This window comes from Fibrobacter sp. UBA2449, from assembly GCF_002342555.1.
Classification (GTDB): domain Bacteria; phylum Fibrobacterota; class Fibrobacteria; order Fibrobacterales; family Fibrobacteraceae; genus Fibrobacter.
The window spans coordinates 153025-171778 of record NZ_DDQF01000016.1 but is presented as its reverse complement, the minus strand read 5'-3'; the positions used below and the strand labels follow the sequence as shown (position 1 = coordinate 171778).

20 protein-coding genes are annotated in these 18754 nt (G+C 54.1%); 12 read left to right on the top strand and 8 right to left on the bottom strand.

All coding sequences use genetic code 11. The features are described from left to right. Positions 1-4: 4 nt before the first annotated feature. Entirely contained in the window at positions 5-196 is a 192-nt protein-coding gene (locus tag B4B27_RS10795; RefSeq protein ID WP_290726374.1) for a 4Fe-4S binding protein, read from the top strand. Then, positions 189-1406, top strand: coding sequence for a geranylgeranyl reductase family protein (locus B4B27_RS10790; protein ID WP_290726372.1), 1218 nt, complete (start codon positions 189-191; stop codon positions 1404-1406). Before B4B27_RS10795 ends, B4B27_RS10790 begins: the two co-directional genes overlap by 8 nt. Positions 1407-1414: 8 nt before the next feature. On the opposite strand, the gene B4B27_RS10785 is transcribed toward B4B27_RS10790, so the two are convergent. Genes B4B27_RS10785 through B4B27_RS10775 form a run of 3 tightly spaced genes read right to left on the bottom strand, consistent with a single transcriptional unit; the run spans position 1415 to position 5102 of the window. Further along, positions 1415-2125: an NAD(P)H-binding protein gene (locus B4B27_RS10785; RefSeq protein ID WP_290726370.1), complete on the bottom strand. Its 711-nt coding sequence runs from the start codon at positions 2123-2125 to the stop codon at positions 1415-1417. 9 nt (positions 2126-2134) lie between these two features. Next, positions 2135-3034 (bottom strand): FISUMP domain-containing protein, encoded by a 900-nt coding sequence (locus tag B4B27_RS10780; RefSeq protein ID WP_290726368.1) that lies wholly within the window; start codon positions 3032-3034, stop codon positions 2135-2137. A gap of 25 nt (positions 3035-3059) precedes the next feature. Continuing rightward, positions 3060-5102 carry an FISUMP domain-containing protein gene (locus tag B4B27_RS10775; protein ID WP_290726367.1) on the bottom strand — a complete coding sequence of 681 codons (2043 nt, stop codon included), beginning with the start codon at positions 5100-5102 and terminating at the stop codon, positions 3060-3062. A 221-nt stretch (positions 5103-5323) separates the two neighbouring features. On the opposite strand from B4B27_RS10775, the gene B4B27_RS14665 reads away from it, so the two are divergent. The 4 genes from B4B27_RS14665 (at position 5324) to B4B27_RS10760 (ending at position 8758) form a co-directional block, all read left to right on the top strand. Beyond that, positions 5324-5659, top strand: coding sequence for a type II toxin-antitoxin system RelE/ParE family toxin (locus B4B27_RS14665; protein ID WP_072808556.1), 336 nt, complete (start codon positions 5324-5326; stop codon positions 5657-5659). 2 nt (positions 5660-5661) lie between these two features. Next, complete coding sequence (locus B4B27_RS10770) at positions 5662-5973, top strand: helix-turn-helix domain-containing protein (protein ID WP_072808558.1); 312 nt, start codon at positions 5662-5664, stop codon at positions 5971-5973. A gap of 18 nt (positions 5974-5991) precedes the next feature. Continuing rightward, the gene (locus tag B4B27_RS10765) at positions 5992-6210 is read left to right on the top strand and encodes a hypothetical protein (RefSeq protein ID WP_173382718.1); all 219 of its coding nucleotides are present in this window, start codon (positions 5992-5994) and stop codon (positions 6208-6210) included. Between the two features lie 73 nt (positions 6211-6283). Beyond that, a complete protein-coding gene (locus tag B4B27_RS10760; protein ID WP_290726364.1) occupies positions 6284-8758 on the top strand; it encodes a glycogen/starch/alpha-glucan phosphorylase in 2475 nt (824 codons plus the stop codon). A 177-nt stretch (positions 8759-8935) separates the two neighbouring features. Here B4B27_RS10760 and B4B27_RS10755 read toward each other — a convergent pair whose 3' ends face one another. After that, positions 8936-9847, bottom strand: coding sequence for a Gfo/Idh/MocA family protein (locus B4B27_RS10755; RefSeq protein ID WP_290726362.1), 912 nt, complete (start codon positions 9845-9847; stop codon positions 8936-8938). Then, on the bottom strand, positions 9844-10563 hold the full coding sequence (locus tag B4B27_RS10750) for a 4'-phosphopantetheinyl transferase family protein (RefSeq protein WP_290726360.1): 720 nt from the start codon (positions 10561-10563) through the stop codon (positions 9844-9846). Before B4B27_RS10750 ends, B4B27_RS10755 begins: the two co-directional genes overlap by 4 nt. 63 nt (positions 10564-10626) lie before the next feature. Between B4B27_RS10750 and ybaK the strand changes: the two genes are divergently transcribed. After that, a complete protein-coding gene (gene ybaK, locus B4B27_RS10745; RefSeq protein ID WP_072808570.1) occupies positions 10627-11127 on the top strand; it encodes a Cys-tRNA(Pro) deacylase in 501 nt (166 codons plus the stop codon). A 4-nt stretch (positions 11128-11131) separates the two neighbouring features. Here the strand turns inward: ybaK and B4B27_RS10740 are convergent, their stop codons facing one another. Next, a complete protein-coding gene (locus B4B27_RS10740) occupies positions 11132-12139 on the bottom strand; it encodes a glycoside hydrolase family 11 protein (protein WP_290726358.1) in 1008 nt (335 codons plus the stop codon). 127 nt (positions 12140-12266) lie between these two features. On the opposite strand from B4B27_RS10740, the gene B4B27_RS10735 reads away from it, so the two are divergent. After that, the gene (locus B4B27_RS10735) at positions 12267-13262 is read left to right on the top strand and encodes a glycoside hydrolase family 16 protein (RefSeq protein ID WP_290726356.1); all 996 of its coding nucleotides are present in this window, start codon (positions 12267-12269) and stop codon (positions 13260-13262) included. A gap of 15 nt (positions 13263-13277) precedes the next feature. Here B4B27_RS10735 and B4B27_RS10730 read toward each other — a convergent pair whose 3' ends face one another. Next, entirely contained in the window at positions 13278-14087 is an 810-nt protein-coding gene (locus B4B27_RS10730; protein WP_290726354.1) for an alpha/beta fold hydrolase, read from the bottom strand. A gap of 348 nt (positions 14088-14435) precedes the next feature. On the opposite strand from B4B27_RS10730, the gene B4B27_RS10725 reads away from it, so the two are divergent. From B4B27_RS10725 to B4B27_RS10710, 4 genes are all read left to right on the top strand, one after another. Beyond that, entirely contained in the window at positions 14436-15323 is an 888-nt protein-coding gene (locus B4B27_RS10725; protein ID WP_290726352.1) for a hypothetical protein, read from the top strand. A 218-nt stretch (positions 15324-15541) separates the two neighbouring features. Beyond that, positions 15542-15784: a hypothetical protein gene (locus tag B4B27_RS10720; RefSeq protein WP_290726350.1), complete on the top strand. Its 243-nt coding sequence runs from the start codon at positions 15542-15544 to the stop codon at positions 15782-15784. Continuing rightward, on the top strand, positions 15769-16068 hold the full coding sequence (locus B4B27_RS10715) for a hypothetical protein (RefSeq protein WP_072812312.1): 300 nt from the start codon (positions 15769-15771) through the stop codon (positions 16066-16068). The genes B4B27_RS10720 and B4B27_RS10715 overlap by 16 nt, the downstream gene beginning before the upstream one ends. Positions 16069-16083: 15 nt before the next feature. Then, positions 16084-17808 carry an NAD(P)H-hydrate dehydratase gene (locus tag B4B27_RS10710; protein ID WP_290726348.1) on the top strand — a complete coding sequence of 575 codons (1725 nt, stop codon included), beginning with the start codon at positions 16084-16086 and terminating at the stop codon, positions 17806-17808. 7 nt (positions 17809-17815) lie between these two features. Here B4B27_RS10710 and B4B27_RS10705 read toward each other — a convergent pair whose 3' ends face one another. Further along, positions 17816-18703 carry a fibrobacter succinogenes major paralogous domain-containing protein gene (locus tag B4B27_RS10705; RefSeq protein ID WP_290726346.1) on the bottom strand — a complete coding sequence of 296 codons (888 nt, stop codon included), beginning with the start codon at positions 18701-18703 and terminating at the stop codon, positions 17816-17818. Positions 18704-18754: the final 51 nt, after the last annotated feature.

Here is an 18754-nt window from a genome sequence, read left to right as displayed (position 1 = left end):
AGAGATGAAAAAACTCGTTCACGACCGTAAGATCTGCCTCGCCTGCGCGGGCTGCGTTGGCGTGTGCCCCAAGATGGCGCTCGACATGTTCGGGCTCGACCTGCAGATCGATTCCGAAAAATGCGTGCGCTGCGGCATCTGCGTGAAGGCGTGCCCCGTCGGTGCGCTCACGATTACGGAGGTGGACGATGCTTGATTCCCGTTACGATGTCGTGGTGATAGGTGCCGGGCCCGGCGGCTCCGTTGCCGCAAGGAACTTAGCACGGGCGGGGCACAAGGTACTGCTCCTCGAGAAGCGCGAACGCATCGGCTTCCCGGTACGGTGCGGGGAGGCGAGCACCACGCTGGCCGACCTCCAGACATACGGCCCCATCGACGAGAGCTGCATCGAGAGCATCATCAACGGGCTTTACATTTACGGCCCGAACGGCGTGAACATCGAAGTCCCGAAACCGAACACGGGCATCATGCTCAACCGCGAAATCTTTGACCCGTGGCTCGCAAAGCTTGCTGCCGACGACGGCGCCCAGGTAGAGACCTGCGCACGTGCCAAATTCGTGGGCGATGTCGAGGGCGATACCCGCATGGTGCGCGTCGTGCTTGGGAAAGGCAACGGCGACGGTAGCGTGACCGAGACGGGCACGCAGGAAATTTTTGCGAAGATGGTCATCGCGGCCGACGGCGTGGAAAGCCGCATCGGGCGCATGGTGGGCCTCAAAAGCGTCCAGGACCCGCGCGAGACGTGCACGGGTGTTGACATCCAGGTGCAGGGGCTCTTGACCAAACCCGACTACCTCACCTTCTGGCAGGGACACGACTTTATCAACGACGGCTACATCTGGAGTTTCCCGAAGCAGAAGTCGAACGTCACGAACTTCGGCGCAGGGTTCCTCGCCGCGGGCAAGCATGCAGGCAACATTCTCGAAATCACGATGGAATGGCTCGAAAAGCTCTTCCCGGGGGCAAAAATCAACCATACCGTAGGCGGGCTCGTACCTGTTTCCAGCACGCTCAAGGACTACACGCTCGACCGCCTGGCCCTCGTGGGCGACGCCGCCCACCACACCAACCCGCTCACGGGTGGTGGCATCGCTGCCGCGATGAGGGCCGGCCGCTTCTGTGCCGAATACGTGGACCAGGGATTGAAGGCGACCTCCGGAGAGGCCGCGGCACTCAGCCGCAACTTCCTCAAGCAGTACGAAAAGCGCTGCTACGAGTACTTCGGCAAGACGCATGATTTCGAGTACAAGTTCCGCAGGTTCCTGCTCGCCATCAATCGCGAAGACCAGATTGACCTCTACAAGGTACTGCAGGGATTCGCCCTGAGCGGGTACAAGAAGAGTGCCTTCCTCAAGACGCCCGTCCAGACCGCCAAATACCTTTACAAGTTCTGGAAATTCAAGTAAGCGGTCCGCTAGAACAACCCTTCTGCATTCGTGCTCGAAAGCACGCGGTTGTATATAATGCGCTTGCCCTTCACGCCGTCACTTGCACACACATGGTCGAAAGGCGGCTTGAGCATCGAGGCCACGAGATGAGCCGCGACGGCTTCCGCGAACACCGGGCGGATTCTTGCCGGCAGTATCGCGAGATGCTTGCCCAAAATCTTCTGCATCAGTTCTTCACCGAATCGCTTGTCCTTGTGCTTGCCGAGCAGTAGCGACGGGCGCACGAGCGTGAGCGCCTCGAAGTTCATCATCGTGAGACCTTCCTCGAGCATGCCCTTCAGGCGGTTATAGAAGAACGGCGAATGCGAATTCGCGCCCTGCGCACTCACGCACAAAAAATGCCTCACGCCAGCCTTCTTCGCGACGGCCGCAAGCGATAGCGGGAGCCTCACATCGATTTTCTCCTGCGCAGGCTTGCTACCCGCCTGCTTGATGGTCGTGCCGAGGCAGCATATCGCCGCGTCGAGGCCCGCAAACTTCTCGCGCAACTTGTCCACCTGTTCAAAGTCGACCACGTCGAAGTCGATTTTCGCGGCACCCTCTAAAATACCCGTTTCAGCGGGTTCGGGCACGCGACGCACCGGGCAATACACGCGTTCCACCTGGTCAAGGCGCACCAGGAGTTTCAGGACATTTTTTCCAATCAGGCCGGTCGAACCAAAAAGCGCAACTTTCATGCTACAAATTTAATCCTTTACGCAACGGACAGAGAAGGCGTGCTTCCTACTGTAGTTACTTAGATATGCATGGTTATCGTCGAAACCCAGATACATGTCAATCGCGTTGCTGCTACCGATCTTAGTAGAACTCCAAAAGAAAGCGTCATTGCCCATGCCGCTGGAAAGCCCTTCGTCATTCCGGCTACCGGCAGGGAGCACCAAGAACCCGAAAGCATCATCACCGTTGCCATTTTCATTCCAACCAATGGTTGACTTGAGCTTTACGCCTGCATCATACCAAACCCCTTCGGCTTCCTCATCCTGTTTTCCACCCACGGTCTTCATCAACATCTCAAATTCTTTATCACGGGGCAAGCGCCAACCCGTAGGGCACGCCTTAAGTGCAGCTTTCCAAGCGTACAATCGACCGAACTTGATGCAATTAACATCATCGCCATCATAGCAGTAGCTGTCCCCTGTCTTGTAATTCAAGTTTTGAGCCATCCAAGTCTGATTGCCTATTTTTACGACTCTATATATTTTGCCGTCGCGAGGATCCTTAAAAGTCCCGCCCTGCGCGCCACCACCCTGAGGTACGCCGCCAGCGTCTTCCAGCGCCTTGATTGTCGCGACGTTTTTCTTTTCAACCGGAGTAAGCTTGGAATCGACGTTCGCGAATTTGGGCTTATACCAGGAGAATCGACTAAAGTAATTCTTGAGGTCGTCGCTCTTGAAAATACGTCCATGTACGGCGTAGATGGAGTTTCTTAGGATTCTCAGGTCCGCAGCTGAATAGCCCTGCAGGTCATCCTGGGTTACCTCCCTCTTGCCGACCAGCCTAATCATGTCCTCGGAAACCTGCGCATTCGCAGCAGACACAAAAAGCCCGACAGCAAGCATCGCAATCATCAGCATTTGTTTTTTCATCGTTTCATCCCTTTGTTGTTATAATTTAATCCTTTACGCAGCGGACGGAATAGCCGTTATCTTTATCGCCATATTCTAGGCCAATTCCGCCATACTTGTATTCAAAAGAGGCGAGATGCACTTTTCCTCCTTTATTCCTGCTTATAAACACCTCCGAGGACGTCCAGAAAAGCGCCTGTTCACCCTCGCCTCGGTAATCGCCATGTTTTTTCGATTCATACTTTTGCAAGTAATGAATCTCTCTCAGAAGATTAAGAATTTCCTTACTACTATATTGTCTGTCGCTCACCCTGAATCCCGTCGGTAGCACAGAGAACCCGAACAAATCCGTTCCCTTCCGTTCGCTTCCGCACCTCAAAAGAATCTTGCACATCGGTCCCGACGAGTCGACCACACTTTTCCATCCCGTCCTGGATTTGAGCATGTCGGCGGAAACCGAATCATTGTACACTTCATGGCTCAGTTCTATTTTCAAGTCCAGAATTTCCTTATAGCTCGGCAGATGCCAACCGGCTGGGCAGGCATCCGTTGCTGGCTCCCATTTATAAAGGCGTCCATACTGGAAACAGGTCAGTTCGTCATCATCGTAGCAATAGCTTCCTTCCGTCCTGTAATTCAGGTTTTCCGCCATCCACGTCTGCTTGCCTATGACAACCGTCCTGTATTTTTGCCCGTCACGTTCATCCGTCATAATCCCGCTACGATAATCCGTCACGTTATAATCCGTTACAAGTCTAAAATCATCCATCTTAAATTTTACCGCATTTTCAACTTTTGCAGGCGACGGTTCCTTGGTCTTTTTAGCAGGTTTGTCCTTGAAGCAACGGACGGCACACCAATACGGACCCCAAAAGAGGTCATCTTCGGTATAGAAAGAGTTGTAGCTCGCCTCATCCATCATAAACTCCATTGTCATGGCATACTTGAATTTGCTTTCAGGATCAATCCCGTCAGAACTCCAGAAGCACACATTCTCGCCGCGATCGCTTTCGGGCAAGGCGGTAAACGAAAATGCATCTATGCCATTGCCGTCCGTCATTATGCTTTTCCTTCTAGTTCTTATCGGTTTTGTGCTCACATAATGGTCGCTTTCCCAAACATGCCAATGCCATCCTGTCCTGGATTTTAGCATTTTGGCAGCGGTCGATGTCCCACCTACATTTTCAAACAACGTAAAGAATTCGTTCATTTTCGGCAAGCGCCATCCTGACGGGCAAGCGTCTTTTGCCGCCCCCCAAGTGTAGAGGCGCCCGTACTTGTCGCAATTACTCGTGCTATCCTCGTAGCAAGCGCTACCATCCGCCTCGTAATTCAGGTTTTCCGCCATCCAAGTCTGGTCGCCAATCGTCACCGTCCTGTAGGTCATATCGTCACGATAATCCTTTAGATGCCCGTTGCGGAAATCCGGTATAATATAATCCGGAATAAACTTGACAAACCCTTTGTCTTTCTTGAAAGAAAAAGGCTCCGCAGATTCATCCTTGACACAGCGAACGTTATACCAGGAATCGCTAATCCTCGGCAGGCTACCTGCATAGTTTATAAACACACTGTCGCTATAATAACTCAGGCTTACATAGTATATAAAGTTGTCATCTCCCTCGGAAATCCAGAAGTTCGCGTCCCAGCTCCTCCTGATATCGGGACTGGCAGAGAACGAGAACGCATCCGTGCCGTTGCCAGCCGATTCCTTGCCCGACATGTCGCGCCAACCATGTTTTGACTTGAGCATTTTCCCTGCGACCGACTTCCCGCCCACGGCTTCGAACAACGTCTCAAATTCGCTTTTACTCGGAAGATGCCAGCCCGCAGGACATGCGATCATTGCACTTTTCCATTCGTACAGCTGCCCTTCCCTGGCGCAAGCAGCATAATCGCCCCCATAGCAACGGCTATAGTCTGCTTCGTAATTCAGGTTCTCCGCCATCCACGTCTGCGAGCCGATTGTGGCTGTCTTGTAGACGTGGCCATCACGCAAATCCATGAACATTCCCGTCACAGAGGAAACTGCCGCCACCGCAGCAACCGCCACCAGAGCAATCAAGATGAAAACCAGCCTTTTAGACATGTTTTAAATATACGATTTATGCCTTCAAAAAAAATTTCACACCTCAAATTCCTACTGATTAATCACTGATTTAAGCAATTAATCATCCAATTACAAAATCCGCCATTGCCATTTTTCGTTCAAAATCAACGTTTTCAGGCTTGGCACAATTCTTGCAAATATATAAGGAGAATTTTTCACCCTTCAACTATTGACATTATGTCAAATCTGATATATATTTTATGAGTCCGAAACACAAACCTATAGTCTGGTTGCATGAGCAACCACAAACGCCACCACTATCTCAAAAAGCGAGGATAGAAACAGGATATTTACTACGGTTGCTGCAGTCGGGGATAACTTTGTCGCTACCACAAAGCCGTCCGATGCCTTCCATAGGAGCTCACTGCCATGAGCTTCGAATTCGGGACGAAAACAAAAACTGGCGCTTATTTTACCGCATAGACACGGATGCAATAATCGTAATCCTATGGGCAGAAAAGAAAACGGCAAAAACACCTGACGAAGTAATAGACCTATGTCGCAAGCGATTGAAATCTTACGATGCGGAGGATTGATTATGGATAAGCTGAAGAAAGAAAGATTGAAGAAGAAGGGTTGGAAAATCGGGGACGTGGACGAATATCTCGGGCTAAGCCCTGCCGAAATGGCGATTGTCGAGATGAAGGCCGCCCTGGCAAAAGCGCTCATCGCCAAACGGAAGGCTTGTGGCGAAACACAGGTCTCCGCCGCAATCCTTGCGAAGACGAGCCAGTCACGATACGCGAAGGTGGAACACGCCGATTCGAGCGTCTCGCTGGAACTGATGATCAAGATGTTCTTTGCCCTAGGGGCAACCAAGAAGGAACTGATTAGGACGCTGTCGGCGTAGATTTCTATCTTTTCCACCATGGCATTCTTCACGAGATCGAACCTTGACGACCTGCGGCGCGAAGCAGACCAGCTTTCCATCTGCGTCGAACACTTCCTGTACGCCTCCGAAATCGTGCCCGAGTGGGACGAGAAGACGAAGGGATTCTACGATAACTGCATCGAGAAATGCAACGGCAGGCTCAAGGCAATCCACTTCCTGATGGAAAACATCCGCACGCAGGGTCAAGATAAATAATTTTTACTAAATTTTAGCCCGAAAAAATCGGGTTTCCCGAACAAGTTTGAACCATAAACCCATAGGCTTAGTCATGGCAAAAGCAACCAAGAAAGCAGAAGAAGTCGAAGTGCTCGGCACCGACGCGGAATCGTTCCGCAAGGCGTTCACCGACCACATCCACCACACGCTCGCCCGCAACAAGGTGACCGTGACCGACCACGAGAAGTTCCTCGCCGTCGCATACGCCGTCCGCGACCGTCTCGTGGACCGCTGGATCAAGACGCAGGAAACCTACTACAAGCAAGACGTGAAGCGCGTCTACTACCTCTCCCTCGAATTCTTGATTGGCCGCACGCTCGGCAACTCCGTGCTGAACCTCGACGTCGAAAGCGCCGTCACCGAAGCGCTCGACGAAATCGGCATGACCCTCGAAGAACTCCGCGAACAGGAAGTTGACGCTGGTCTCGGCAACGGTGGCCTCGGCCGCCTCGCCGCCTGCTTCCTCGACTCCATGGCAACTCTCGAACTCCCGGCCACCGGCATGGGTATCCGCTACGAATACGGTATGTTCAGCCAGAAGATTGTGAACGGCGAACAGGAAGAACAGCCGGACAACTGGCTGCGCCTCCCGAACCCCTGGGAAATCGCCCGCCCGGCCAACGCCATCAAGGTCCCGTTCTACGGCTACGTGGTGAGCTGGATGGACGAGAAAGGCAGGCTCCGCAACCGCTGGGAAACGAAGGACTACGTGCTCGCCCTCCCGTACGACACCCCGATTCCGGGCTACAAGAACAACACCGTGAACAACCTGCGCCTCTGGAGCGCGAAGTCCACCGACGACTTCGGCCTCAGCTACTTCAACAACGGCGACTACATCGCCGCCGTGCAGGACATGGAACTCTCCGAAACGATTTCCAAGGTGCTGTACCCGAACGACTCCTCCATGAACGGTAAGGAACTGCGCCTCAAGCAGCAGTACTTCCTCTGTTCCGCCTCCCTGCAGGATATCATCAAGCGCTTCAAGAAGCTCCATGACGGCGATTGGAAGAAGTTCCCCGAGAAGGTCGCCATCCAACTGAACGATACGCACCCGGCAATCTCCATCGCCGAAATGATGCGCATTCTCCTCGACATCGAGAACATGGAATGGGACGAAGCCTGGGACATCGTCACCAAAACGTTCGCCTACACGAACCACACCCTGATGCCGGAAGCCCTCGAGAAGTGGCCGGTCAGCCTCTTCGAGAAGCTCCTCCCGCGTCACCTCCAGATCATTTACGAAATCAACGCACGCTTCCTGCGCATGGTCAGCATGAAGTGGCCCGGCGACAATGCACGCCTCGCCCGCATGAGCCTCATCGAGGAAGGCGGCTGCAAGATGGTCCGCATGGCCTACCTCTCCATCGTGGGTTCGTTCGCCGTGAACGGCGTGGCCGCACTCCACTCCGACCTCCTGAAGACGACGCTCTTCAAGGACTTCTACGAACTGTGGCCCGAAAAGTTCAACAACAAGACGAACGGCGTGACGCCGCGTCGCTGGGTCCGCAAGGCCAACCCCGCCATGTCGAGCCTCATCTCTTCCAAGATTGGTGACAGCTGGGTCAAGGACCTCGACGACCTGAAGAAGCTCGAGAAGTTCGCTAAGGACGCCGCATTCCAGAAGGAATTCATGGCAGTCAAGAAGCAGAACAAGGAACGCCTCGCCAAGTACCTCAAGGCTACGCAGGGCGTGGATGTCGATACCGACACGTTCTTCGACGTGCAGGTGAAGCGCATCCACGAATACAAGCGCCAGCTGCTGAACATCCTCCACGCCATTCACCTGTACATCCAGGTGAAGGACGGCAAGGAAATCCTGCCGCGTACCATCATGATCGGTGGTAAGGCCGCTCCGGGTTACTGGATGGCCAAGCAGATCATCCGCCTCGCGAACGCCGTGGCCGCCATCATCGACGCCGACCCGGTCTGCAAGGGCAAGCTCAAGATGGTGTTCCTCGAGAACTACCGCGTATCCTTCGCCGAGAAGATTATCCCGGCGGCAGACCTCTCCGAACAGATTTCTACCGCGGGCACCGAAGCCTCGGGTACCGGCAACATGAAGTTCGCCTTGAACGGCGCGCTCACCATCGGTACGCTCGACGGCGCCAACGTGGAAATGAAGGAAGAAGTCGGCGACGAGAACATCTTCATCTTCGGCCTCACCGTCGAAGAAGTCACCGACCTGCTCGCCAAGGGCTACCGTCCGCGCGACTTCTACGAGAAGGACGACGACCTGCGCCGCGTTATCGACCTCATCGGTTCCGGCTTCTTCAGCCCCGACCGTCCGGACCTCTTCAAGCACATTGCAGACAAACTCCTCACCCACGACCCGTACATGCTCTGCGCCGACTTCCGCAGCTACGTGGACATGCAGGCCAAGGTGGCGAAGGAATACCAGAACAAGAAGGCATGGGCCGAGAAGGCTATCCTCAACGTGGCACGCATGGGCAAGTTCAGTTCCGACCGTACCATCAAGCAGTACGCCGAGGAAATCTGGCACGCCAAGCCCTGCAGCATCAAGCTGTAATCGGCCCGTTTGTCATCCCCGGCTTGACCGGGGATCTAAGATGTTCGCCTACGCGAACATGACGACTGTAGAAAGTCCCGCGAGAAATCGCGGGATTTTTTATTCATTTTTTTTTGCAAGCGCAAGATTCGTCCTTATTATAAAAACGAAGCTATACGAAGCAAATGGAAAAATTACTTATTGCCGAGAGGCGAGTTTCACGCAGTCCGCCGCAATCCGGGCAATGCGCTTGCCCCAGTCACCGCAGGCTCCGTCCAAAAGCTTGAGGAAGAACCTGTGTTCGTTCTCGAGCGAGTCAGGAATGTGGGCAATTTCTCCGTTGTCGAGATATCGCGCGAGACTCACGGTGTAATTGGAGCCGGGGGAACCGCCCTGCCGTCCATAGCTCACGGAAATCGTGCGTACATCCACGTCGCTGTCGCGGTTCACGTAAAAATCTGCAGTCACGCCCTTGTAGGGCCCGCGCGCAACTTTCAAATACATCCTTGCCCTATCGCGGGATTCGGCAGATGTCTTGAACGAGATATCGACATCTTCATACCGGAACAGGGTGAAGAACAGGCTCAGGTCGTGAACGAGCAGGTCAAGCGATACGTTTACGTCGCGGCAACGTTCAGAATACTTGTGCTCGCGCCGAAATTCCAGGCGCACGTTGCCCGCGGGCAGTTTATCGCCTGCTTCAAGACGCGCGTTCAGTTCCGCCAAAAAATGCTTGCGGAAGTTCAGGAAAATCGGGTTGTAGCATTCCGACTGCGCGACAAACAACAGGGTATCGTTTTTCGCAGCCAGGTCTACGAGTTCCTGCGCCTCCTCGCCGGAGATGGCAAGCGGTTTTTCGACCAGCACGGGAATTTTACGCTCCAGGAAGAACTTTGCGTAGGCATAGTGCGTCGATGCCGGCGACGCGATTACCGCAAAGTCTGCGGGCAGCCCACCTGCAGTCCCGCACGTTAATTTATCAGCAAACCCGTCAAATTCTTCTTGATTGTCCGCAGCAGCGATAAACTTCACACCGCACGCTTCAAAACGCGCGCGGTGCCGCTTGCCCATGGTGCCGTTCCCGACAAGGATTGCATTATACGATTTCATCGTGCAACCTCATTGAACGGAGTATTTCCCATAAGGTCAGCATCTCGACAAACCACCCGATGTCCCTCGGGCATGCCCTTCAAGCAATACGCATGGCAGTAGCGGTCTCCTTCCGTCAGCTGGCAGGCAGGCAATTCAAAGAACCTGTATTCCGGTCGCGGGCCTTCGTGATCGAGCATAATGCCATCGGGCGTCACAGAAAGCGTGAACTTGTCCGGTGAGAGCGCCATCCCGCGCCCGGTCACCTTCATGTAGCATTCCTTCAGCGTCCAGAGCCTGCAAAAAGCAATATCCTGCGCATCGCCTTCCGGGAAAGAACGTATCCACGCGTTCTCGGATTCCTTGAAGAAGCGTTCCGCAAGGCGGGAACGCCCCGGACGCACGCGCTCCACGTCGCAACCCGCCTCGTAGGGCGAAATAACGCACATCACGCGCGTCTTGGAATGCGAGAGGTTGAAGTGTATATCCGGCTCATCGCGAAAAGCGGGCTTCCCGTTCTCGCCGAGCACCACATGGGCGTCTGCGCCTTCAATCCCGAAATCGCGACAAGCGATACGCAACAGCAGGCCCACCCCAAGCGACTGCGCACGGCCACCCGGGAACTTGAAACGCATCGCCTTCTCGCGACGATACTCGGGCACCTCCCCAAGCAGCCTTTCAAAAACTGCCGGGTCGTTCAAGGCCGAAATATCTGCCGTATAGACGAGCGTATCCATACCGCGCAATATAGCAATTTAGGCCTATTGCACGCCATACCGCAAAGATTTATATTTTACCACATGGACATCAAGAAGACAAACGCGGCGCGCATTCTCGACCGGCAGAAAATCAGTTACGAACTCATCCCCTACAAGGTCGACGAGAACGACCTAGGCGCACAGCACGTTGCCGACAGCCTCGGCGAAGATATCAACCAGGTTTTCAAGACGATTCTCGTTCACGGCGACAAGATCGGTTACCTCGTGTGCGTGGTGCCGGGAAATCTCGAAGTGGACCTGAAGGGCGCCGCCAAGGTCAGTGGCAACAAGAAAATCGATACCGTCCCGCTCAAGGACTTGACGCCACTTACCGGCTACATCCGCGGCGGCTGCAGCCCGCTCGGGCTCAAGAAGAATTTTCCCATCTTTATTCACGAGACGGCGATGCAGTTCCCGTTCATCTACGTAAGCGCGGGTGAACGCGGCCTGCAACTGAAAATCGCGCCTGCCGACCTCGTAAAGGCGACCCGCGCAACCGTGGGCGTGATTGCAAGAGTCCCGCCCGAAGCCCCGCAGGACTAACCACTTATTTTACGGTAATGCTACGGACCGTTGAGCCCTGCTTCACCAGGTAAACGCCGGAATGGAACCTGGCCTTGATGGCCGTGGTCAAGTCCGCATCGTTTTCCGTCTCGAAGGAACTGAGGAACTTGCCCTGGGCGTCGAATACGAGCGACGTATTGCTGCCGACGGTCACGGAGCGTATTCCCTGGAGAGCCGTGGTCGACGAACTGCTGACCTCAGGAGCAACAGAAGAACTCGACGGCGTATCGCTCTCGATATAGACCTTCGCATAGGGGAAATCATACTCGCCCCTGGCTTTTGCCCCTTCGGAGTTTCCCGCTTCGCCAAGAATCTTTGCCTCGTGCATCTTGCCCATCTTCATGCCGAGTTCTTCCCACTTCTTGAAGTGTGCAGTAATGTCGATGGTGCCGCAGTCGCGCTTCGAGGTACGCACACTGAAATACTGTTTGAAGTACTTGTTGTCTCCATCGATGGAATAGGAGGTTCGGTCGCCTTCGTAAACCGTATACTTCGCTCCATCAATGTCATAAACGCCATGTTTCTTTGCTGAGGATCCCTGGGCCACCCAATCGCCGGGCATGTAGTCACTGCCGGTGTTATCGACGATGTACCACTCCACCAGCGGTTCGCGGGTCCAGCCGTAAATACCGATATAGGAATACTGGATTCCCGAAAGATTGCTCTTGACCAACTTGAAATCCGCCTTCATGTGGCCAAGTTCTGTATGGGTTTTGTCGCTATTGAAAGAAAGCCCCGCGCGGCAAAGGTAGTCCTTGGCGCCGGTCATCTGGCAGTTGAAAGAGCCGTCGTCGTAGAAGGTCGCGGAACCACCGTTGCCGCCTTCGTTCCAGAGTTCGTATCCGATACCGTTACTGAACGAACCCACATTGTTCGTGGAGACCTCCACCTTGGACCCGCTATGGGCGGCAGTGTTGCAGAAATCCTGCGCAAACGCATTTGCAGCCAGGGCACACGCGGCAACCAGGCCATACTTGAGAATAGCTTTCATATAAACATCCCTTTTTGCAAGAAATCTACTACAAAAACACGTTTTCGCAGGGAGCATTCACCGCGCCCGTTATTCCAATTTGGAGTATCCAGGGCACTGACGCAGGAATTTAGGCTATATTTAAAGAATGTTCCAAAAGTTCACAGCGCCCCTTATAATCGCCTCAGTTGCAAGTGCAGCCTTTTTCGCGTGTTCCTCCGATTCGAGCAGTTCCGGCCCCGCAGAAGAACCGCCCGCGAGCAGTTCTACCCTCGTCACACCGCAGTCGAGTGACAACGAGACAAGCGTGTCCAGTTCTTCATGGGCCCTATCGTCTAGCGACTCCAGGGTGACAGAAGATGAGTCAAGCTGTTCCTCATGGACCCTATCGTCTGACGACTCCAGGGTGACAGAGGTCGAGTCGAGTAGCAGCGAATCTCCGTACTTTTGGAGCGACGAGTTCGACACCATAGATACAACCACATGGACATTCGAGACAGGAGCGAGTGGCTGGGGCAACAACGAGTGGCAATACTACACCGGCCGCAGCGAGAACGCCTTCGTGCAAGACGGCATCCTCCACATCCGCGCGAACAAGGAAGATTACGAAGGCGCAAAATACACGTCGGCCCGCATGATTACCAAGGGCAAGTTCAGCTTCACATACGGCACGGTAGAGGCCCGCATCGCGCTACCCGTAGGCAAGGGAATCTGGCCCGCATTTTGGATGCTAGGCGAAAACATCGACGCAGTCTCCTGGCCCGCCTGTGGCGAAATCGACATCATCGAGGCGGTAAACAGCGAGAACGTCGTCTACGGCACCAACCACTGGCAAGCCGGAGGGAACCAAGCCGACTACGGCAACAACACCAAGGATTACTACGGCACGAGCAAGGAACTCGACATCACGCAGTTCCACAACTACAAGATGGTCTGGAACGAAAAGCTCATCGCGATGTACGTCGACGACTTCAAGTACCAAGAAATCGCCATCGAAGACGCGAAGGACGGCCTGGAAGCATTCCACAAGCCGCAATTCTTCATATTGAACGTAGCCGTCGCGGGCAACTGGCCCGGATTCGAGGTAGACGATTTGCAGTTTCCGAACGAGATGCTCGTGGACTATATCAGGGTCTCGCGATAAGCGGCAACGGAAAATTCAGCGTTTCAGAAATTCGAGAATCCTATCCTTGTATTCCTTGATTTCGTCGAAGGCAGCATGACCGTACCCCTCGAAAACCTTGTACTCACAAGGGACACCCGCAGCGTTTAGCTTGTCTACAATCTTGTCGGAAGCAACCGGAAGGACTACGCGGTCCTCACTTGCGGCAAGGACCAGCACCGGACACCTGACATCTGCAAGCATATCGCCGGTATCGACGTTGTCGCATTCACGGGCGAATATGGCAAAACGGTCCATTTCGGCCTCGGAAACGTCGCGGTACATCATGAGCAGCGCGCGACGGTAGCGTTCGGCGAACTTCACCGAGAAACAGTCGCGGATGAAGGCATCCACCAGTCCTTCGCGGTCATGCGCGCGGGCAAGGCGAGCCCAGTTTCCGATTACTTCGAGCTGCTGCGGTTCGGGTTTGGAAGTCGAACAACCGAGAACAAGTTTCCACACGAGTTCCGGATGCGTCGCAGCAATATGCTGGGCCACCATGCCACCCTGCGACACGCCGTAGAGGGCGACATCCTTGAGTCCGAGCGCCTGCATGGCAAGCACCTGGTCGCGGGCCATGTCTTCGAGCGAATAACCCGCCTCAACATCCTTGCGTCGGTCAAAAAAATAGAGCGTAAAATCCTCGACAAACATCTTGTAGGGAACCTGCAGGGACGCAGCGGACTTCATGACGCTCTTGATGGCGAGTCCGGGAATGACAACCATTGCACGCGAACCGTTGCCGAACCGCGCATATTCCATTTCGAATCCGTCCGTGCGGACGCACTGTACAAGACTTTCGCTCATGCCGTAAAAGATAGCAACTACTTGCCACACCTTCCATCACCCGACTAACGCAAAACACCACCGGTATTATCGAATGGTATTTTTTTGTGAAGTGAATACAAAAACACATGTTGTCATCATTACAAAGCAACATAATGTGACACGCAACACTTGCAATATCACCCAAAAAAATTATCATTGCTCGTATGAAAAGAATACAAAAAACCCTATATCAAGGTCGTCAAACTTAAGTCGCAACCGGAACTACTTGGCGGATCCCATGGCGGAGGTGGGCACGAAAACGCCTGCGCACATGGTGCGCACGCACCGTTCTGCAACGACTAACAATGGCGCCCCAGCGGATTGTCCTTGGAAAAAGTCTTTTACCACCTTCCCGGATTGTTCGAGTTCTACGACCTATACAAGGCCTTTTTGCCGCTATGGCGCGACCACCGGGAATACTTTTACGACTGGTGTGAAATCGGCTCCATTTACGGGGCGCCCAGCGACTGCATCTGGGGCGGCGGGCGTGTCGGTTTCGGGGATGCCGAACCGGAAAAGGTTATGGCACTCGTGAAGGAATACGGGATTTCGGCACGGCTCACCTTCAGCAATTCCCTGATTCGCGAAGAGCACCTCGCCGATGCACAGTGTAACGAGTTGTGCAGGATGTTCGAGAGCACAGATGCCGGCATCATCATCCACTCGGACCTTCTGCTTGATTATATCAGGGCGAAGTTCCCCGGTTTTTATTTCGTCTCTTCGACCACGAAGGTGATTACGGATTTCGAGGAGTTTGTCGCCGAACTGAACCGCGATGAATTCCGTTACGTGGTGCCGGATTTCCGCCTGAACAAGCAATTCGGCAAGCTGAACGCGCTTACGGACGCACAAAAACAGAAGGTCGAGTTCCTATGCAATGAATGTTGCTGGTTCGGCTGTTACGACCGCAAGGCCTGCTACGAGAACGTGAGCCGCAAAAGCCTCGGCGAAGATTGCGCAGACCATAAATGCGTCTCGCCCACCGCCCAGAGGGGCTACCGATTCTCCGACGCGATGAAGAACCCCGGCTTTATCGGGATTGACGACATCCAAAATGTGTACGCGCCCGCAGGGTTCCGCCATTTCAAAATCGAGGGACGCAGCCTCGGTAGCGCCGTCATCCTGGAATTTCTGCTTTACTACATGACCAAGCCCGAGCACCAGTTAAAAGTGCGCGAAGAAATCTACCTGGACAGTTCGTTGGATTTGTTCTAGCGCAATCACGCAAATATTGGGCAACTGCATTTTTTATAAATGTCATGTTTTGACATTCTGTTTATTTATATTTGAGTAAAAACAGTACAAAAGCGACATCAAATACGAGGGAGCCAATAAAACTTTTTCTTAGAAGCAAGCACTTATAATTGTATTTTGGCATAATTTTAAGGTTTTTAAACGTATTGACAATTTGTAATACAATTTGTATATTAATTATGAAAATCATAAAACACGCATTTGAAAAATTCGATGAGAGAACATTCACTCCCGAAATGGCAGCAAAACTCGTCCATGGCAGATGTTTGTTTAGGCGTTCAAATTCTTTTCCAGACCGATACATAGCAATCGGAGAGGTAGATGGTAAAATATGGTCAGTCGTACTAGAAAAAGACATGTACACAGTCGTCACGGCAAGGCGTGCACACAAAGACGAGGAAAATCTATGGCATTCAAAGTAATGGAAAAGCCCGACATGACGGAAGAAGAACTCCGCTATTTTAACGAGCACGATTTTGCAGAGGAATTCCGCAAGGGTTTGGAAGATGGCACAACGATCGTCAGCAACGGCCCCTGGGAAGAAACCGTAAAGGAAATCAAGGCCCGCAAGGCCCGCGAAGCAACGAAGATGGCATCTTTCCGTTTGCCGACTTGGGTCATTGAAGGGCTGAAGCGCAATGCAGCAAAAGGCGGCGTCAAGTACAGCGAATACGCCATCGAGGTCTTGTCAAAGGCCGCTGTATAAATTTATATTCAAGATATGAAACACCTCGACCAGTTCAGCTATACGGAACTCATGCCCGCCCTCTCGACCGAGGGGATGAGGGCGCTTGACAAGGCGGCCAAGGAAGCGCTCGCCAAGGACGTTCGCCAGACAGACGCCCCAATTGAAGGTGAGACGCGCGCGGCGATTGAGGCCGGTTATGAACTGATGAAACAGGCGGGAGCCGCGCTGTTCAAGAAGGTGGTCGAGGTTTTAGATGCTTATCGCGGGGCTGGAAATGCACCGCGATCGGTGGCTGTATTTGTCGGCGGGGGTAACAACGGAGGTGACGGACTCGTACTCGCGAAGTTGCTTATCGAAGCGGGAATCCCCTGCACAACGTATTCACTTGCTGCCGCGGACAAATTCCAGAACGAAGCCAAGATGGCTCTGGATGATTTTGTGCAGGCAGGCGGCCGTTTAATTCCGTATTCGCCGGCAGCGGAAAGTTTGTCGCAGGCAGGAACTGCACCGCGCACGCCGCGGTTCGCGGATTTTGACCTGATTGTAGATTGCATGCTCGGGAACGGCGCGTACGGCGAACTGCGAGAACTGTACGCAGCCGCGGTCCGCGACATTGCCGCGTCGAAGGTCGCGGTTGTCGCGGCCGACGCACCCACCGGTTACGACTCACAGGAACACGTGCGCCGGGAACCCTGTACCCGCGCATGCGAAACCCTCCTGTTCGGGTTCCCGCGGCTGGATGCATACACGCGCGAAGGCGGGTCCGCATTCGGGGAAGCCTCCATCGCCCCGCTCGGCTACCCCGCAGGCATCGTCGAGCAGTTCAGCGAGAACACGTTCCTCGCCACCGAGGCGCTCATTCCGCAAATGTTGCCCGAGCGCGACGACTGGGGCGACAAGCGCACCCAGGGCTGCGCCATGATTGTCGCAGGTTCCGGCGATATGCCGGGAGCCGCCGCGCTCTGCACGCAAGCAGCACTCCGGAGCGGTGCCGGCCTCGTGACGCTCGCAAGCCCCGAAGCCGTGATGCCCGTACTGCAGGCGAAACTTTCGGAACCCGTATTCGTAAACCTGCAAGATATCGCAGGTCAAGATGCGGATTCCACGGACGACCGCGCCACAGCGCTCTCCCCCGCTCACATCCCGCAAATTCTCGAGAAGGCGAAGCACAACCAGGCACTCGCCATCGGGCCGGGGCTAGGGAGCGCCGAATGCACGCGCGACGCCGTCATCGAAATACTCCCGCAGCTCAACTGCCCGCTAGTCATCGACGCCGACGCGCTGAACGCCATCGCCACACACAACAAGACATCCGCAAGCCCCACTTCGGGCGCGGCATCTTACCTGCACAGCATCGAGACCGCAGCGGCAATTCTCACGCCGCACCGCCGGGAATTCGAAAGGCTTTTCGGAGCGCTCCCGACAAACGATATCGACATACCCAAACTACTTCGCGACATCGCCCGCAATACGAAGAAGGTCATTCTCCTGAAAGGCGCGCCGACCTTCGTCGCCGTTCCCGACGGTCGCGTATTCGTGATTCCCGCACACAACTCGGGCCTCGCCAAGGGCGGCTCCGGCGACGTTCTCACGGGAATCATCGCGGCTCTGCTCGCACAAGGCTTACCGACTGCAGAAGCTGCCGTGCTCGGAGCATTACTGCATCAAAAAGCGGGCCGCATAGCCCGCACAAAAATGGGAGCATTCAGCATGCTCCCGAGCGATGTCATCGACGCGTTGCCGCAGGCGTTTAACTAATCAATAACTAGTCCTTGACGCAACGGACGGAGAATCCGCTGCACTTGCGGTAGGTGACCATGCCCATGGAGGTACCGATGTAGCTCACGTTTATCTGGTACGTGCTGTACGTGCTATTCTCAGTAGAACTCCAAAAGTCTACGCGACCGCCCTCGCCGACATAATTCCCATTGTACTCCCTGTCGCCGGCAGGCAACGCCGAGAAGGAATAGGAGTCCGTGCCGTTGCCGCTACCATCCCAGCCGCTAGTAGATCTGAGTCTCTCAGCTCGTCCAACTGCGGTAGCCAGCGTTCTCCATTCCGTCAAATCCGGCAAGTGCCAACCCTTGGGACAAATTCCACGTACCGGATAAGTCGGAGAACAGCTCTTGCCATAGCCACAATCCTTGCCGTTTGCAGACCACTCGCCCACGCTGTCCATCGCGGCTGCCCACGTATAAAGGCGACCGTACTTAGCACAATATTCTGCAGAATCATTATAGCACCAGCTAGTAGAATCGGAGGTGAACACCTCTTTGACTTTCTCATATTCATAAGGAACGTCAGTGTATGCGTAGTTCAAATTCTCCGCCATCCACGTCTGCGTACCAATGGTCACAGTCTTATAGGTTTGGCCATCGCGTTCGTCGGTCATAGATCCCACAACCACAGTGGAAGGCTTTACGTAGCCACCGCTAGAACAGCTACTTGAAGCAACACTCGACGATGACGATTTCGCAGAACTGCTGCTGGACACACTTGTCTCGCCATCGCTCGACTTCGGCGTGACGCTCGAAGAAGAGACGACGCTCGACGAAGATTCTTTCCCGTCCGGACGTGTCGCAAAATCGCTGTCGTCATCGCCGCAAGCGGCCAGACACAATAATGCAGCCAGGGCAAAAATTCTCCATCTCATAGCAGTCCTCCTTTTTTACACAATGTAATAAAAAGCGCCCGCTGTTACGCG

What these genes read in the sequence shown, in the direction of transcription:
- B4B27_RS10705 (WP_290726346.1), bottom strand. Translation starts at nt 18,703, where the DNA reads ATGAGATGGAGAATTTTTGCCCTGGCTGCATTATTGTGTCTGGCCGCT.
- B4B27_RS10750 (WP_290726360.1), bottom strand. Translation starts at nt 10,563, where the DNA reads ATGGATACGCTCGTCTATACGGCAGATATTTCGGCCTTGAACGACCCG.
- B4B27_RS10730 (WP_290726354.1), bottom strand. Translation starts at nt 14,087, where the DNA reads ATGAGCGAAAGTCTTGTACAGTGCGTCCGCACGGACGGATTCGAAATG.
- B4B27_RS10710 (WP_290726348.1), top strand. Translation starts at nt 16,084, where the DNA reads ATGAAACACCTCGACCAGTTCAGCTATACGGAACTCATGCCCGCCCTC.
- B4B27_RS10735 (WP_290726356.1), top strand. Translation starts at nt 12,267, where the DNA reads ATGTTCCAAAAGTTCACAGCGCCCCTTATAATCGCCTCAGTTGCAAGT.
- B4B27_RS10765 (WP_173382718.1), top strand. Translation starts at nt 5,992, where the DNA reads ATGGCATTCTTCACGAGATCGAACCTTGACGACCTGCGGCGCGAAGCA.
- B4B27_RS10760 (WP_290726364.1), top strand. Translation starts at nt 6,284, where the DNA reads ATGGCAAAAGCAACCAAGAAAGCAGAAGAAGTCGAAGTGCTCGGCACC.
- B4B27_RS10790 (WP_290726372.1), top strand. Translation starts at nt 189, where the DNA reads ATGCTTGATTCCCGTTACGATGTCGTGGTGATAGGTGCCGGGCCCGGC.
- B4B27_RS10785 (WP_290726370.1), bottom strand. Translation starts at nt 2,125, where the DNA reads ATGAAAGTTGCGCTTTTTGGTTCGACCGGCCTGATTGGAAAAAATGTC.
- B4B27_RS10770 (WP_072808558.1), top strand. Translation starts at nt 5,662, where the DNA reads ATGGATAAGCTGAAGAAAGAAAGATTGAAGAAGAAGGGTTGGAAAATC.
- ybaK (WP_072808570.1), top strand. Translation starts at nt 10,627, where the DNA reads ATGGACATCAAGAAGACAAACGCGGCGCGCATTCTCGACCGGCAGAAA.
- B4B27_RS10775 (WP_290726367.1), bottom strand. Translation starts at nt 5,102, where the DNA reads ATGTCTAAAAGGCTGGTTTTCATCTTGATTGCTCTGGTGGCGGTTGCT.
- B4B27_RS10740 (WP_290726358.1), bottom strand. Translation starts at nt 12,139, where the DNA reads ATGAAAGCTATTCTCAAGTATGGCCTGGTTGCCGCGTGTGCCCTGGCT.
- B4B27_RS10720 (WP_290726350.1), top strand. Translation starts at nt 15,542, where the DNA reads ATGAAAATCATAAAACACGCATTTGAAAAATTCGATGAGAGAACATTC.
- B4B27_RS14665 (WP_072808556.1), top strand. Translation starts at nt 5,324, where the DNA reads ATGAGTCCGAAACACAAACCTATAGTCTGGTTGCATGAGCAACCACAA.
- B4B27_RS10795 (WP_290726374.1), top strand. Translation starts at nt 5, where the DNA reads ATGAAAAAACTCGTTCACGACCGTAAGATCTGCCTCGCCTGCGCGGGC.
- B4B27_RS10780 (WP_290726368.1), bottom strand. Translation starts at nt 3,034, where the DNA reads ATGAAAAAACAAATGCTGATGATTGCGATGCTTGCTGTCGGGCTTTTT.
- B4B27_RS10755 (WP_290726362.1), bottom strand. Translation starts at nt 9,847, where the DNA reads ATGAAATCGTATAATGCAATCCTTGTCGGGAACGGCACCATGGGCAAG.
- B4B27_RS10715 (WP_072812312.1), top strand. Translation starts at nt 15,769, where the DNA reads ATGGCATTCAAAGTAATGGAAAAGCCCGACATGACGGAAGAAGAACTC.